Origin of the sequence: Nonomuraea indica (assembly GCF_002850745.1) — a bacterium.
GTDB classification, from domain to species: Bacteria; Actinomycetota; Actinomycetes; order Streptosporangiales; family Streptosporangiaceae; genus Nonomuraea; species Nonomuraea indica.
This window is the reverse complement of record NZ_KZ559473.1, coordinates 372,524-387,704: the sequence shown is the minus strand read 5'-3', so window position 1 is coordinate 387,704 and position 15,181 is coordinate 372,524. Positions and strand designations below refer to the sequence as shown.

General features: G+C 73.1%; 12 protein-coding genes. 2 read left to right on the top strand and 10 right to left on the bottom strand.

What is annotated here, in order from left to right; translation table 11 throughout:
• Positions 1-391: 391 nt before the first annotated feature.
• The 9 genes from CXR44_RS22365 to CXR44_RS22325 all read right to left on the bottom strand — a co-directional run bounded on the left by CXR44_RS22365 (position 392) and on the right by CXR44_RS22325 (position 10,957).
• Positions 392-1,234: an alpha/beta fold hydrolase gene (locus CXR44_RS22365; protein WP_101788026.1), complete on the bottom strand. Its 843-nt coding sequence runs from the start codon at positions 1,232-1,234 to the stop codon at positions 392-394.
• A gap of 65 nt (positions 1,235-1,299) precedes the next feature.
• Positions 1,300-2,457: an ABC transporter permease gene (locus CXR44_RS22360; RefSeq protein WP_101788025.1), complete on the bottom strand. Its 1,158-nt coding sequence runs from the start codon at positions 2,455-2,457 to the stop codon at positions 1,300-1,302.
• Positions 2,454-3,623: an ABC transporter permease gene (locus CXR44_RS22355; protein WP_101788024.1), complete on the bottom strand. Its 1,170-nt coding sequence runs from the start codon at positions 3,621-3,623 to the stop codon at positions 2,454-2,456. The genes CXR44_RS22360 and CXR44_RS22355 overlap by 4 nt, the downstream gene beginning before the upstream one ends.
• 6 nt (positions 3,624-3,629) lie before the next feature.
• The gene (locus tag CXR44_RS22350; RefSeq protein WP_245899322.1) at positions 3,630-4,565 is read right to left on the bottom strand and encodes an ABC transporter ATP-binding protein; all 936 of its coding nucleotides are present in this window, start codon (positions 4,563-4,565) and stop codon (positions 3,630-3,632) included.
• A gap of 83 nt (positions 4,566-4,648) precedes the next feature.
• Positions 4,649-5,752 (bottom strand): class I adenylate-forming enzyme family protein, encoded by a 1,104-nt coding sequence (locus CXR44_RS22345; RefSeq protein WP_245899321.1) that lies wholly within the window; start codon positions 5,750-5,752, stop codon positions 4,649-4,651.
• Positions 5,752-7,038, bottom strand: coding sequence for an activator-dependent family glycosyltransferase (locus CXR44_RS22340; protein ID WP_101788021.1), 1,287 nt, complete (start codon positions 7,036-7,038; stop codon positions 5,752-5,754). Before CXR44_RS22340 ends, CXR44_RS22345 begins: the two co-directional genes overlap by 1 nt.
• A 79-nt stretch (positions 7,039-7,117) precedes the next feature.
• Positions 7,118-8,383, bottom strand: a complete 1,266-nt coding sequence (locus CXR44_RS22335) for an activator-dependent family glycosyltransferase (RefSeq protein WP_101788020.1) — start codon at positions 8,381-8,383, stop codon at positions 7,118-7,120.
• 33 nt (positions 8,384-8,416) lie between these two features.
• Positions 8,417-9,841, bottom strand: coding sequence for an NDP-hexose 2,3-dehydratase family protein (locus CXR44_RS22330; RefSeq protein WP_245899320.1), 1,425 nt, complete (start codon positions 9,839-9,841; stop codon positions 8,417-8,419).
• Between the two features lie 3 nt (positions 9,842-9,844).
• Positions 9,845-10,957: a DegT/DnrJ/EryC1/StrS family aminotransferase gene (locus CXR44_RS22325; RefSeq protein ID WP_101788019.1), complete on the bottom strand. Its 1,113-nt coding sequence runs from the start codon at positions 10,955-10,957 to the stop codon at positions 9,845-9,847.
• A 485-nt stretch (positions 10,958-11,442) separates the two neighbouring features.
• Between CXR44_RS22325 and CXR44_RS22320 the strand changes: the two genes are divergently transcribed.
• Positions 11,443-12,672 (top strand): acyl-CoA dehydrogenase family protein, encoded by a 1,230-nt coding sequence (locus tag CXR44_RS22320; RefSeq protein WP_101788018.1) that lies wholly within the window; start codon positions 11,443-11,445, stop codon positions 12,670-12,672.
• Between the two features lie 13 nt (positions 12,673-12,685).
• Positions 12,686-13,981 carry an activator-dependent family glycosyltransferase gene (locus CXR44_RS22315; RefSeq protein ID WP_101788017.1) on the top strand — a complete coding sequence of 432 codons (1,296 nt, stop codon included), beginning with the start codon at positions 12,686-12,688 and terminating at the stop codon, positions 13,979-13,981.
• Here CXR44_RS22315 and CXR44_RS22310 read toward each other — a convergent pair.
• Positions 13,954-15,180: a class I SAM-dependent methyltransferase gene (locus CXR44_RS22310; RefSeq protein ID WP_101788016.1), complete on the bottom strand. Its 1,227-nt coding sequence runs from the start codon at positions 15,178-15,180 to the stop codon at positions 13,954-13,956. The two genes, CXR44_RS22315 and CXR44_RS22310, sit on opposite strands and share 28 nt — an antisense overlap.
• Position 15,181: the final 1 nt, after the last annotated feature.

The following is a 15,181-nucleotide window of genomic DNA, read 5'->3' as shown; positions in this document are numbered from 1 at the left end:
CGGCACCTCCCCCGCCACCGCGGCGCCCGACATCCCGTGCACCGCCGCCTCCTCGGCCGAACACCACCCCTTGTCCACCGCCTCCCGCACGCTCACCACCTCGGGCACGAAAACCCCGAGACCACCGACGAACAGGTCAGGAACCCGCATGACCTCACCTCGCGACGTGAACCGACATGGACGTGCACCGGCGCGGCACGACCGGCACGAGCCGGGCCGACGACACGAACCGGCACGAGCCGAACCAGTGACACGAACCGGCACGAGCCGGACCGGCGACACGAACCGGCACAAGCCGGACCGGCGACACGAACCGGCACAAGCCGGACCGGCGACACGAACCGGCACAAGCTGGGCCGACGACGCGGCCGCCTCGCCGGCGCCCGCGCCGTCAGCCGCGGGTCTGCGCGCCCGGCGCGGCGGCGATGAACTCCCGCAGCACCTCCGCGACCTGGCCGGGCGCCTGCTGGTCGGGGCCGCCGTGACCGAGCCCGCGGAGTTCGAGGTAGCGCGACCGGGGGATGACCGAGGCCAGGAACTCGCCCCCGGCCCGGTATTCCTGCGCGCCTCCGGACCCCGCGAGGACGAGCGTGTCCGCCCCGATGCCGCGGTAGCGGACCGGAGAGTAGGCGAGGCGCTCGACCTCACGATATTCGGCCGGGAACGTGGGCACCAGCGCCACCATCTCCCGGCCCTCCTCGGTCCAGGTCAGCGCGCTGACCATAAACCTGACGAACGGCAGCGGCATGCGGCTGGCCGAGCCCAGCCCCTCCAGCCCCTTCAGCATGATGGACAGCGCGAGGGCGTTGCGTCCGGCCGCGAGGGCCCGCTCGAAGTCCGGGTACCAGGGGTCCTCCGTCGGGTCGGCGACCGACACGGGCGGCTCGTACACGGCGAGCTTGCGCACCGGGTGGCGGAGCGCCGTCTCCAGCGCGACGAGCCCGCCGGAGCTGTGGCCGAACAGCGCGGAGGCGCCCTCCCTCCTCAGCAGGGCGATGACGTCCTCGGCCTCCCTGTCGAAGCTGTAGTCGTCGCCCTGCGGCCCGCTGTCGCCCCGGCCACGCCGGTCGATGACGAAGACGGTGTGGGAGTCGGCGAGGTGCTCGGCCAGGCGGCGCATCGAGCGGGCGCTCTGCAGCGTGCCGGGCAGGATCACCAGCCCCGGCCCGTCGCCGACGACCTCGGCGGTGATGACGGTGCCGTCGGCCGAGGTGAACGAGGTCTTCTCAGGCATGGGTCTCCGAGACGTCGAGGGCTGCGTGGCATGGCACGTGGACGCCCGTCCGGCGGCGGGACGGCTCAGCGGGTGATCGCCCGCCGCTGCAGCCACGCCCCGAGGGGGAGCAGCACCGCGGCGAACGCCGTCAGCGCGCCGAGCTGGGGCAGGACGTCGGCGATGCCGCCGCCGTGCCGGACGAGTGTCACGAAGGCCTCGTACCCCCACGCGTGCGGGGTGAAGTGCGCGACGGTCTGCATGGTCGGGGAGAACGTCTCCAGGGGCACCATCGTCCCGCCCAGGGCCCCGAGCCCGATGCCGAGGATCGCCGCCAGCGAGATGGCCGCCCCCGGCGTGCGGAAGAGCGACGCCATCACCATCGCGGCGCCTGCTCCGATCATGGAGAAGACCGCGAGGAGGACGGCCGCCGCCAGGGGGTCCCCCCAGCGCACCTGGAACAGCAGCCCCGACCCCAGCATGATCAGCAGGCCCTGGAAGAGCGCGATGAGCAGCCGGCCCATGGTCTCGCCCGCGACGATGGACCAGGCCGTCGTCGGCGTCGCGTACATGCGTGCGGAGATGCCGGTCAGGCGGGTCTCGACGAGCCCGATCGCGGCCGTCAGCGAGGTGAGGAAGGTGTAGAGGAGCAGCAGGGGCGGCGCGGACAGCGCGAACTGGCTGAACCCCTCCGGGAAGACGGACCGGCCGGCCGTGGTGACCTGCACCTCAACGCCGGGCACCTGCGCCCGCTGCGCCACCTGGAGCCCCTGGTCGAAGGTGGTGGTGCCCTCCGCGGCGCCGAACCTGGCCGCGCGGAGCAGGGCGGCCTCCCTGGGGACGGCCGAGCGCACCCAGGTGCCGACGTCCAGCGCCCGCATGTCGTTGGAGCGGATCATGTAGCGGATCTGGACCTGGCGGCCCGCCCGCTGGTCGGCGTCGTACGTGGACGGGATCACCACGCCGCCCTGGACCCGGCCGCGCTCCACCGCCGTGCGCACCTCGTCCTCGGTCGCCATGGGCACGACCTCGACGTCCTCGCGGCCGGCGAGCGCGGTCGCGAGCCGCCCGGCCAGCGGCCCGCCGTCGCCGCCCACGAGGCCGAGGCGGTGCGGCTGGCCGCCGCCGAACATCAGCCCCATCATGAAGATCATCAGGAACGGGACGACGATCACGAAGAAGATGTTCGACCGGTCCCGGAAGAGCCGGCGCAGGTTGAGCAGGCCGATCACGAGGATCTTCACGAGTTGAGCATCCTTCCCAGCCGGAACAGCGCCAGCGCGCCGCCGGCCACGGCGAACCCCAGCAGGACGGCGACCGGCACCACGACGACCTGCAGCGACCCGCCGGCCAGGTCGCCGAGGCCCTCCAGGAACCAGCGGTGCGGCGTCAGCATGCTCACCGACGACAGCCCTTCGAGCTGGGCGACGGGGAACAGCGCGCCGCCGAACAGGCCGAGCGTCATGGCGATCACGGACAACCGGTTGGACGCCTGCTCGGCGGTGCGCGCGAAGGTGGCGACCGCCGCCGTGATCCCCGTCGCGGCCAGCACGGCGGCCACGGCGAGGGCGGCCACCCCGAGCGGGTGCCCCCAGTCGGCTCCCAGAGCCAGCGTGGAGACCACGACGAGGACGGCCATGCTGAGCACGCCGACCAGGACGCCGCCGAGCGACTTGCCCAGCAGGACCGCCCGGCGAGAGACCGGCGCGGCCAGCAGCCGCGCCAGGGTGCCCTGGCGGCGCTCGTCGAAGATGCCGGCGACGCTCATCATCGTGACGAAGAACAGGAAGAACATCGCCATGCCGGCGGCGTAGTACGTCGTGGTGTCGAGCTGCTTGCGCTGCGAGACCTCGTCCTGGGCCACCCCCACCGGCACCGGCGCCGCCGCGGCCCGCTCCGCCAGCTCCCGGTCGGGGACGGTCCCGCCGCCCGCCGTGGCCACGGCCACGGCGAGCTGGACGGCGCGGCGCTCGGTGGCGTAGCTCTGCGCGATCTCGCGGGCCACCTGGACGGCGACGGCCGAGTCGACGCCGCCGATCACCTGGAGCCGGGTCGCCGCACCGCGCTCCAGCGCCGCGGAGAACCCCTCGGGGATCACGAAGGCGGCGTCCACCGTCTTCCGCTCGACCAGCCTCCTGGCCTCCTCGGCGTCGGCCGCGGTCCGGAGCGTGGCGTCGCCGCTCGCCTCCAGCGGGCGGAGCGCCTGCTCGACGAACTGCCGCGCGGCCACGCCCCGGTCGCCGTCGGCCACGGCGTACGTCGCGTCGAGCCGGCGCTGCTCGCCGCCGCCCAGCATGACGTTGAACATGAACGCCAGGCCGAGCGGCAGAACGACGCCGAAGACGAGCAGGGTGCTGTCACGCGCTCGCTGCCGCAGGTCCTTGGCCAGGATGGTGATGCTTGCGCGCACGCGTCATCAGTCCCTCAGCGCCTTGCCGGTCAGGTGCAGGAAGACGGTCTCCAGGTCGGGTTCGCGCACCTCCACCGTGCGCACCGCCGCCCCCGCCGCGGCGACCGTCTCCAGGATCCGCGGCAGGTGCGTCCTGGCGTCGGGGACGAGCAGCTCGATCTGGGAGTCGCCGCTCTCGGCGCGCCGGACGTCCGGCAGCTTCTCCAGATCCTCGACGGCCCGCGCCAGGTCCCCCTCGGCCCGCATGGTGACCCGGTCGGTCTCGCCGACCAGCCCGACCAGCTCCCGCCGGGTCCCCTCGGCCCGGAGCCGGCCCTGGTCGATGATGCCCACCCGGTCGCAGAGGCGCTCGGCCTCCTCCATGTAGTGCGTGGTGTAGAGCACCGCCATGCCCTCGCCCGCCAGGCGCTGGACGCTCTCCAGGATGGAGTTGCGGCTCTGCGGGTCGACCCCCACCGTGGGCTCGTCGAGGATGAGCAGCTTCGGCCGGTTCATCAGCCCGATGCCGATGTTCAGGCGGCGGGCCATGCCGCCCGAATACTGCTCCACCTTCTCGTCGGCGCGGTCGGTCAGGCCGATGATGCCGAGGATCTCCTCGATCCGGGCCTTCAGCCCTCCGCCGCCGAGACCGTACAGGCGGGCGAAGAAACGCAGGTTCTCGCGGGCGGTGAGGTCGCGGTAGAGCGCCAGCTCCTGCGGCACGTAGCCGATCAGCGCCTTGGCCTTCACGCTCGTCACGTCCAGGGGCTGCCCGTCGACGACGACCTCTCCCGCGTCACGGTCGAGGATGCCGACGATCATCGAGATGGCGGTCGTCTTGCCCGCCCCGTTGGGGCCGAGGAGGCCGTAGGTCTCTGCCTCACCGATGTGGAAGTCCACTCCGTCGACGGCCACGTGGCCGCCGTAGCTCTTACGAAGTCCCGTGACCTCTAAGAGGGGCACCTGATCAGTCCTTCGGTCGCGTGGGGTCTCACTGTCGGAACGCGCAGCCGGCGGTACGGGGTTCCGCGACGCCGCATCGGCTCTCATGCCGGCTCGCCGGCGTCGTCCGCGTCGCGCACGCGGCGGAGCTTGCCCGTCTCCGACCGGTCGATCCGGTCCACCAGGCGCAGCCGCCGCGGGCGTACCCCGATCTCGGCGAACGCGGCGCGGACATCGACGTTAGCAGCGGAGGCGGCCTCGCCGGGGACGAGCAGCAGATCGAAGTGCTCCCCGATGACGGGGTCCCGGACGGGCACCAGGGCCAGGTCCGCGCAGGGCAGCGCGGCGCGTACGGAGATCTCCAGCTCGTCGAGGTTGATGCGGCGGCCGTTGACGTTGACGAGCCGGCTGCGGCGCCCGGCGAAGCGGAACCGCCGCTCGTCCAGGATCTCGACGTGGTCGTCCAGCTGCCAGGTGGTGAGCGGCTCGCCGCCGGCGGAGCGGGCGAGCCGCGGGCTGCGGACCGTCAGCGGCGCCTCCCCTGCCGCGCGCGGCTCCGCGAAGGTCACGTCGGGGAACAGCTCCCACGGCGGGTTGCCCGGTGACCAGCGGCGGGTCGCCACGCCGCCGGTCTCCGTGGAGCCGAAGATCTCGGTGACGGTCAGCCGGTCCGCGCCGGCCGCGGCGACCAGCTCCCCCGCGGTCGCGGGCAGCATCGCGGTGCTGTGCAGGACGCTCACCCGCTCGGCCGCCCGCGTCCACGAGCCGCGCTGCAGCATGAGGGAGAACGTCCACGGGATCGCCATCACCGCCCACCGGCGGGCGGCCTCCTGCGGCGGCATCGGGCCGTACTGGGACCGGTACCACACGGGCAGCCCCAGCCTGGCGGGCACCAGCACGCCGACCAGGATGCCGTACAGGTGGCGCGGCGGGGCGAAGGACAGCACCGCCTGCGGCCGGTCCGGCGCGAGGAGCCCGGCGAGCAGGCCGGCCTCCGCCCACAGCTGCTCGCGGGTGCGTGCCCAGCTCCGCCGGGCGCCCGTGCTCCCCGAGGTGGACAGCTCCACCACCGGCGGGAGCGCTGCCATGACCAGGCGCTCGGCCTTGTCCGCCACCGCGTCCCAGCGGACGAGCCACGGCCCCTCGGCCGGGCCGGCGGCGCCGGGCAGCGCGGACAGCAGGTCCGCCGGTTCCAGTTCCGCGTACATCACACCTCTCCTCTCCGGACGTGGCCGGCCTTGATCGGGGCGCGCCCGGCGGCCAGCGCCTCCAGCTCCGCGACGAGCGCGTTCGGTGACGGCATGGCGCGCATCTCCTCGCGCAGGCGGCCCGCGCCGGCGGTGAACGCGGGCTCGTCCAGCAGGCGTTCGACGCCGTCGCGGACCGCCGCCCCGGTGACGGCGGCGCCGTGGACGGCGAGACCGGCACCGCGCGCGGCGAGGCTCGCGGCGAGGGCCGGCGCGTCGAACAGGCTCGGCAGCACGAGCTGGGGCACCCCGTGGGCCAGCCCGGTGAGGAGCGTGCCGGGCCCGCCGTGGTTGACCATCGCCGAGCAGGTGGGCAGCAGCGCGTGCAGCGGCACGTGCCCCACCACCGTCGTGTTGCCGGGCACCCGGCGCAGGGCCGCCCGCTCCCGCTCGGAGAAGGTCGCCACGAACTCGGCGTCCAGCCCGTCGAGGGCGTCCAGGATCTCCTGACCCGGAACCTCGTAGCCGGCCCGGCCGATCGACGACAGGCCGAAGCTGAGGCAGATCCGGGGCCGCCTGGGCGGGGTGCGCAGCCACGACGGCACCACGGCGCGGCCGTTGTACGGGACGTAGCGGACGGCGAGCGGCCGGGGTCCGCCCGCCAGCCGCAGCGAGGGGGGCAGCTGGTCGACGGTCGCCTGGCCGAGGACCAGGTCCTCGGTGAACGTCGCGCCGTACCGCGCGGCGTGCTCGCCCAGCCAGCCGGCCAGGGGGTCCTCCCGCTCGGCGGGCGGCTGGGCGTTCATGAGCCTCAGGTAGTGGCCGCGCATCCGCGCGAGGAGGTCGGGGCCCCACACGAACCTGGCGTGCGCCGCGCCCGACGCCGTCGCCGCGATGGCGCCGGCGAACGTGGTGAGCTCCCACAGCACCAGGTCGGGCCGCCATTCGCGGCAGAACGCCACGAGGTCGTCGACCAGCGGCTCGTTGATCACGCGAAGCCACCAGGGGACGATCTCGCGGTGGCCGTCGCGCACGTACTCCCAGGTCAGCCTCTCGGGGCGGTCCTCGGCCAGGTCGAAGCCCGGATCGCCTTCCTGGCCCAGGCTCTCGGCGAGTTCGATGAGCCGCCTCCCCAGATGGTCGCGGCCGACCGGGACGGCGGTGAGCCCTGAGTCGGCCACCGCGCCGGCCAGCTCCGGCTGGGTGGCGACGCGCACCTCGTGCCCGGCCGTGCGCAGCGCCCACCCCAGCGGGACCATGCCCAGGAAGTGGGTCAGCTCGGCCTGGACGGCGATCACGACGCGCATCGCGCCCCCTCCGCCGCTGGAGGGGGCCCCGCCGGTGTCTCGCCGGCGAGACACCGGTCCGCGCGGCCCGCCGGCATGCTCATCCGGCCGGCTTCTCCAGGCGCTGGACCACCTCGTTGGGGGTCGGCATGGCGAGCATCTCGCCGCGCAGGGCATCGGCCGACCGCCGGAACGCCGGGTCGCCCAGCAGCCTCGCGAGGTCGTCGCGCACCCGAGGGCCGCTCAGCTCCGCGGCGGGGATCCGCAGCCCCGCCCCGCTGCGGGCGAGCCGGTCGGCGAGCAGCGGCTCGTCGAACATGTACTGCGGCAGGATGAGATCCGGCACGACGAGCTGGGGCACGCCGTGGAGCAGGGCGGTGCTGTACGTGCCCGCTCCCCCGTGGTGCACCACCGCCGAGCAGGTGGGGAGCAGCACGTGCAGCGGGACGAAGTCCACGATCCGCACGTTGTCCGGCACCGCGGCCAGCCGGGCGCGCTGGTCCGTGGTGAGAGTGGCGACGATCTCCACGTCCAGGCCGGCGAGGGCCGTGAGCAGTTCCTGGATCGACAGCAGGTGCCCGGCGACGCGCTCGGGAGCGGCGCTGCCGAGGGTGAGGGCGACGCGGGGCCGTCGCGGCGGGACCCGCAGCCAGCCCGGCACCACGGCGCGGCCGTTGTAGGGCACGTACCGCATCGGCACGTACTCGACTCCGCCCGCCTCCAGGCGCAGCGACGCCGGCAGACAGTCGATCGTGGACTGCCCGCACACCACGTCCTCGGCGAACCGCTCGCCGAACCGGCCCAGATGCCCGCCCAGCCAGTCGGCCAGCACGTCCTCCCGCTCCCCCGCCGGCCGGCCCGCCATCAGCTCCAGGAACAACCCCCGCATCCGCGCGAACAGATCCATGCCCCACAGGAGGCGGACGTGCGCGGCGCCGCACGCCCGCGCCGCCACGGGAGCGGCGAACGTGGTCGGCTCCCACACCACCAGATCCGGCCGCCACTCCCGGCAGAACGCCACCAGGTCACCCACCAGCGGCTCGTTTACCACCTTCCACCACCACGGCACCAGCCGCCGGAACCCGTCGCGCACGTACTCCCACGACACCCCGGCCGACGGCTCCGCCGTCATGTCGAAGGAGGTCCCGTCGTCGAGGCCGAGGCTCTTGACCGAGCGCAGCAGGTAGGGGAAGAGATGGTCGCGGCCGACCGGCACCGCCGTCAGGCCGCTGTCGGCGATCGTCTCGGCCAGCTCCGGCTGGCTGGCGACCCGGACCTCGTGCCCGGCCGTGCGCAGCGCCCACCCCAGCGGGACCATGCCCAGGAAGTGGGTCTTCTCCGCCTGGGTGGCGATCACGACGCGCACGGCCCCGCCCCTCCCGCCGCGGGCGGCGGCGTCTCACCACAGGGCGTGCACGCACGCGAGCAGGCTGCGCGCCTGGATGTTGAGGTAGTGGCCATGCCTCAGCAGCTCCATGAGTTGGCGTACGGTCATCCAGCAGAAGTCCTGCGGGACGTCGACCGGGAAGTCGTCCCCGACCTCCACGATCCGGTAGCGGGTCTGGGCGTGGTAGAAACGGCCGCCCTCCTCCGACAGCAGCACGTCGTGCCGGACCCGGCCGATCGTCCCCGCGACCACCTCCGCCACGAAGGGGTCGGCGGCGGCCTCGGCGGCCGCGTCGGCGTTGGGCGGCAGCTGCACGGTGGGGGCCATCTCCACCACGTCCAGCAGGCCCACCTCGGGCTTGCCCTGGACGAGGAGGTGCAGCACGCCGTTGATCGCCCGCGCCAGGAAGACGGCCAGGCCGGGCGCCCGGGTGGCCAGCAGGGGCTGCGTCCACCGGGCGACCTCCCGGTTGTGGGCGCTGACCCGGACGCCCATGATGCGGAAGTCCTCGCGGGCGTCGTCGACGATCTCGTCCTCCGTCCGGGTCCAGCCCTCCACGGCGGCCAGCGGGACCAGGCGGCTGTTCCACTCGCACCGGCTCTTCGCCTCGGTGAACCAGCTCACGATCTCCTGCGTCGTGTGCAGGGCGCCCGGGTCGGGGCCCCACGAGCCGTGCTCGTACGAGCGCAGCAGCGCCTCCTGGAACGGGTCCGCCGCGACGGACACGGGCGGCCGCCCGATCGGCATGCAGGCCAGCACCGTGCGGGCGTCCATGTTGACCATGTTGTCCTCGCGGAGCAGCCGCCTGAGCTGGTCGAGGGCCAGCCAGCAGAAGTCCTCGTGCGGCGGCACGTCGCCGTCCGCCCGGACCACGATGTTGCGGTTGCGCTTGCGCCAGAACCAGGCGCCCTGCTCGGACTGGAGCACGTCGACGGGAACGCGGTCGCGGCCGGCGTCCCGGAAGTACTCCACGTAGGGGGTGTCGTTGCCGCGGTGCACGCGCGTGTAGTTGCTGCGCGTCGCCTGCACCGTGGGTGACAGCTGGCGCAGGTTGACGTTCCCCGGTTCGAACTTGGCCTGCATCAGGCAGTGCGGGACCCCGTCGAACTCCTTCAGCAGGATGCCGAGGATGCCGATCTCCGCCTGGTTGATGATGGGCTGGGTCCTGACCTCGTCCCCGTCGAGGACGCGCGCCCCCTCGATGGAGAAGAAGCGCCCGCTGTCGTGGACGAGGTTGCCCGTGCCCGGCTCGAAGCGCCACTGGGTCAGCTCGCCGAACGGGACCGGCGTCACCTCGAAGCGGTCCGACCGGGGCAGGCCGGCCCACCATTCGCGGAACCGCTCGTCGGACGTCACCGGCCGGCCGCCGCCGTCCGCCGTGATCGTGAACGTCTCGGCCGCCCCGGGCGCCGTCGTCGCCGTCTTCGCGCTGTTCACGGCTCAGAGGGTCGCGAGGGTCTCGCGCAGGGCGTCGATCACCTTTTCCTGGTCCGTCCCCAGCACGGACGGGTACATCGGGAGCGAGAAGATCTCGTCCGCCAGGGCCTCGGTCACCGGCAGCGCGCCCTTGGGGACGCCCAGGTGGGCGAACCCGGTCATGGTGTGGACCGGCCACGGGTAGCTGATGTTGAGCGAGATGTCGAAGCTCCTCATCCGCTCGATGATCTTGTCGCGCTGGGGGTGGCGGACCACGTACAGGTAGTAGACGTGGTCGTTGCCGGGCGCCAGCGCCGGGAGCACCAGGTCCGTGCCGGCGAGCGCCTCGGCGTAGACGGCGGCGGCGGTGCGCCGGGCGGCGATGTAGTCGTCGAGCCGGCCCAGCTTGCGGCGCAGGATCTCGGCGTGCACCTCGTCGAGGCGGCTGTTCATGCCGTTGCGCGCCACCACGTAGTAGCGCTCCTCGTCCATGCCGTAGTAGCGCAGGCGCCGCATCTCGGCGTCGAGCTCCGCGTCGGACGTGATCGTGCCGCCCCCGTGGCCGTACGCCCCCAGGACCTTGGTCGGGTAGAAGGAGAAGGCTCCGGCCCTGCCCATGGAGCCGGCGATCCGCCCGTGGTGGCGGGCCCCGTGCGCCTGCGCGCAGTCCTCCAGGATCACCAGGTCGTGCCGGGCGGCCAGCTCCTCCAGCGGCGCCATCTCCACGCACTGGCCGTACAGGTGCACGGGCAGCAGGCAGCGCGTCCGCTCGGTGACGGCGGCGGCCACCTGCCCGACGTCCATCAGGTAGGTGTCCGGGTGGATGTCCACGAACACCGGTGTCGCGCCCACCATGCTGATGGCCACGACCGTCGGCGCTGCGGTGTTGGACACCGTGATCACCTCGTCGCCCGGCCCGATGCCGAGCGCCCGCAGGGCCACCACGAGGGCGTTGGTGCCGTTGTCGACCGCCACGCAGTGCGGAACCCCGTGATAGGCGGCGAATTCGCGTTCGAAGCCGGTGACGTGCGGCCCCCACACGAGCTGACCGGATTTGAAGACCTTGTCAACGGCGTCGAGGATGTCTTCCCGTTCCCGCTCGTATTCCTGCAGATAGCCCCAGGCATAAATGGTCATGTCGCGTCGCTTTCGGGAGTCGTGCTCACGCCCGTTCGGGCCGGCCTCCGGCGCCCGGTCAATGGTGGGCGCCGCACCTGGTCTGTCCCGCCGTCGGGACAAACTCGCAGTTTCTCGTCACCCAGGCGTAGTTGCGCGGGACGAGCCGGTCAAGGAAATTGCACGCGGCGCCGGGAGGGCGATGAACAGCCGCCTCGCGCTTCGCGCCGGTATCGCATTCTTAACGTATGACGGGCCCGCCGCACCACATTTCCCGGTCCCGTCGCGATAGCTGGTACGCGTCTTGCGCATTCGCTAGTCTCCGGCGCAGAGAATATGTCCACCGGGCGGCCCGCCGGTTTCACCCGGCCGCCGGTCGATCATCTCGGCAGGCGCTCGGCGGTGATCCGTGTCCCCACGCGACCGGCCGCGCCGCCCGGCCGTACTCACGACATGGCCGCGCAGGCCGGAAGAACAGTGGGCAAGGGAAGGACTCCGAGAACGCCATGTCACCGAGGACCGCAATCCAGCAGGAAACGGGCAGGCTGCACGAACCGATCACCGCCGAGGGCCGGGTCCTGCACGACCTGCTCTCCGCCCACCTTCCCGGCGTCAGGGAGGCGGCGGCCGGCAACGACCGGCGCGGGACGTTCCCTACGGACGTCTTCGCGGGCCTGCGCAAGGACGGCGTGCTCGGGGCGACGGTGCCCAAGGAACTCGGCGGTCTCGGCGTGACCTCCCTGCACGACGTCACCTTCGCCCTGCTGACCCTGGCGCGGGCCGACGCGTCGACGGCGCTGGCGCTGCACATGCAGCTCAGCCGCGCACTGACGCTGACCTACGACTGGCGGCACGGCCCGGCCACCGCCCGGCCCCTCGCCGAGCGACTGCTGCGCGCCATGGGCGCGGGCGAGGCGGTCATCAGCACCGGGGTGAAGGACGTCGTGCGCGGCGGCGTCGTCACCACGCTCACGCCGGACGACCGCGGCGGCTGGGTGCTGTCCGGCGGCAAGACGCTGGTCAGCCTCGCCCCCGTCGCCACCCACTTCATGATCTTCGCGCGGTTGACGGGCGAGGACGGGCGGGTCCGCCTGGCCACGCCCGTGGTCTCGCGCGACGAGCCGGGCCTGACCGTCCTCGACAACTGGGACGGCCTGGGCATGCGCGCGTCCGGCAGCGTGGACGTGCTCTTCGACCGGTGCCGCGTCCCCGCCGACGACGTCTTCCTGCGCGGCCCCCTCGACGACCAGCCGCCCGCGGCCCTCGCCGGCCAGACCGTCAGCTCGATCAACATGCTCGGCATCTACACTGGTGTCGCGCAGGCCGCCCGCGACCTCGCCGTCGCCACCCTGGCCCGCAGGCCCGCTCCGCCGGCCGGCGGCCTCTCGACGCTGGTCGCCGAGATCGACGCCCGGCTGTACGCCCTGCGCTCCACGGTGGCCGCCGCCCTGGCCGACATCGAGGAGGCCGGGCAGGACCTCGAAGGTGACATGGACGAGCGCGGGCACCGCATGATGGCGCCGTTCCAGCGGGCCAAGCTCATGGTCAACCAGCTGGCTCCGGCCATCGTGGCCGACTGTCTGACGCTGGTCGGCGGCGCGTCCTACTCGGCCGCCCACCCGCTGGCCCGGTTCCATCGCGACGTGCGGGCCGGCGCGTTCATGCACCCCTACACCTACGGGGACGCGGTCGACTACCTGAGCCGGAGGGCGCTGGAGAGCTCCCGCGGCGAGTGACGGAGGGTCCCGCATGCGCGTCCTGATCGCCACCTGGGCCGAGAAGACCCACTTCATCGGCATGGCCCCGCTCGGCTGGGCGCTGCGGACCGCCGGGCACGAGGTCCGCGTCGCCAGCCAGCCCGAACTCGCCGACGTCATCGCCGACACCGGGCTGACCGCGGTGCCGGTGGGCTCGGACCATCTGCTGTCCCACGTGCTGGCGTGGACCCGCCGGATCGGGCCGGACCAGGCGCCGGGGTTCGACCTGATGGAGGACCGCGCCGAGGTGCTGACCTGGCCGCACCTGCAGCGCGGTTACCGCGACGTGCTGCTGCCCCTGTGGTGGAAGGTCATCAACGAGTCGATGATGGACGACCTGGTGCGCTTCTGCCGCGACTGGGAGCCGGACCTCGTCATCTGGGAGCCGCTCACCTACGCGGCGCCGATCGCGGCCGAGGCGTGCGGCGCCGCCCACGCCCGCCTGCCGTTCGCGCTGGACCTCACCGCCCGGATGCGGGCGCACTACCTGCGCGCCATGGCGACGTTGCCCGAGGGCGAGCGCGACGACGTGCTGGCGCGGTGGCTGGGGGCGCGCGCGTCACGGTACGGCGCCGCGTTCTCCGAGGACATGACCCGCGGCCAGTTCACCGTCGACTACCTGCCCCGTCCGCTGAGGCTGGACCTCGACCTGAGGCACGTGCCGATGCGTTACGTGGCCTACAACGGGCGGGCCGTCGTGCCGGCGTGGCTGCGCACCCCGCCGGAGCGCCCCCGCGTCTGCGTGAGCCTGGGAACCTCCGCGACGGACCGGCTCGGCAGCTACGCGGTGTCCGTGCCCGACCTGCTCGACGCGCTGGCCGGGCTGGACGCCGAGGTGGTCGCCACCCTTCCGCGCGACCGGCGGGCCCGGCTCGACCGGGTGCCGGACAACGTCCGGCTGGTCGGCTACACGCCGCTGCACGCCCTCCTGCCGACCTGCGCCGCGATGATCAACCATGGCGGCGCGGGCACGGTGTGCACGGCGCTGCTCGCCGGGGTCCCCCAGCTCGTCGTCCCGCACCACATGTTCGACGAGCCGCTGCTGGCCGCCCGCCTGGCCGAGGCGGGCGCGGGTCTGACCCTCGACCCGGCCGAGGCGTCGGGCGAGCGGGTGCGCGAGCTGGTCCTGCGGCTGCTGCGCGAGCCCTCGTTCGGCGAAGGGGCACGGCGGCTGCGCCGGGAGATGGAGTCGATGCCCACTCCCAACCAGGTCGTGCCCCTTCTCGAGGACCTCACCGAGCGTCTGCGCGGCCGGGCGGCTCAGTCGACGCGCACCTCCGGCACGTAGCGGATCCACCGGCCGCCCGCCTGGCGGAACTCCCGCTCCTTGGCCATGATCTCGTCGGCGTGGTTCCACGCGAACAGCAGCGCGTAGTCGGGGTAGGGGTCGGCGAACGCCCCGGGCTCACGCACCGGGATGTGCGAGCCGGGCGTGAGCTTGCCCTGCTTGGCCGGGGTCGTGTCGCAGATGAAGGAGACCAGGTCCGGCCCGATGCCGCAGTAGTTGATGACCGTGGAGCTCTTGGCGGTGGCGCCGTAGCCGACGACCCTGCCGCCCTCGTCGCGGATCTGCCGGAGCAGGGCGAGCAGCCGCTCGCGGGTCCGGTCGACGCTCTCCCCGAAGCCGCGCAGCGTGTCCGGATGCGTCAGCCTGCGCGCCTCCTCCTCCGCCAGCAGCTCGCCGACCGCGGGCGACGGAGTGCGGGCCCCTGGGTGCGCCAGCGTGTAGCGCACCTCGCCGCCGTGCACCTGCAGCCGTTCGACGTCCACCAGTTCGAGCCCGTGCCGGGCCGCCATCTCCTGGACGGAGCGGACCGCGAAGAAGTAGAAGTGCTCGTCGTAGATCTGGTCGAACGACGTCCGCTCGACGATCTCCAGGAAGTACGGGTCCTCGAAGACGAACACGCCGGTCGGGGCCAGCAGCTCCCGTACGCCGCGGAAGATGTCGTCGACGTAGGCGATGTGGGAGAAGGTGTTGGCCGCGTAGATGACGTCGGCGTGGCCGTCGGCCGCGACGATGTCGCGCGCGACGGACTCCTCGAAGAACGTCTTGCGCACCCGGATCCCCTTGGCGGCGGCCATGTCGGCCACCCCGCCCGAGGGCTCCACGCCGAGGTGACGGACTCCCCGGTCGGCCAGCGTCTTCAGCATGATGCCGTCGTTGCAGCCGAACTCCACGACGAACGGGTCCGGCCCGGTCAGCTCGGTGTCCAGCAGGCGCTCGGCGGTCTTCTCGAAGTGCGCCCGCATCACGGTGGAGCCGGAGGAGACGTACGGGTAGTCCTCGTGGAACATGTGCTGGCGCGGCACCTCCTCCATGAGCTGCACCATCGTGCAGGTCCGGCAGGCGCCCACGGCCATCCGGTAGAAGAACTCCTCCTCGGCCCGGCCGGGGGTCACGAACGCGTCGGCCAGCGGCTGGCGCCCGAAGTCGAAGAACTGCTCGACCGTCCCGGAGCAGACTCGGCACTGGGAGGTGTCTGGCATC

Bases quoted from the DNA above. Each gene is read 5' to 3' on its own strand.
- CXR44_RS22365 (WP_101788026.1), bottom strand. From the start codon at position 1,234: ATGCCTGAGAAGACCTCGTTCACCTCGGCCGACGGCACCGTCATCACC.
- CXR44_RS22345 (WP_245899321.1), bottom strand. From the start codon at position 5,752: ATGTACGCGGAACTGGAACCGGCGGACCTGCTGTCCGCGCTGCCCGGC.
- CXR44_RS22340 (WP_101788021.1), bottom strand. From the start codon at position 7,038: ATGCGCGTCGTGATCGCCGTCCAGGCCGAGCTGACCCACTTCCTGGGC.
- CXR44_RS22325 (WP_101788019.1), bottom strand. From the start codon at position 10,957: ATGACCATTTATGCCTGGGGCTATCTGCAGGAATACGAGCGGGAACGG.
- CXR44_RS22320 (WP_101788018.1), top strand. From the start codon at position 11,443: ATGTCACCGAGGACCGCAATCCAGCAGGAAACGGGCAGGCTGCACGAA.
- CXR44_RS22315 (WP_101788017.1), top strand. From the start codon at position 12,686: ATGCGCGTCCTGATCGCCACCTGGGCCGAGAAGACCCACTTCATCGGC.
- CXR44_RS22310 (WP_101788016.1), bottom strand. From the start codon at position 15,180: ATGCCAGACACCTCCCAGTGCCGAGTCTGCTCCGGGACGGTCGAGCAG.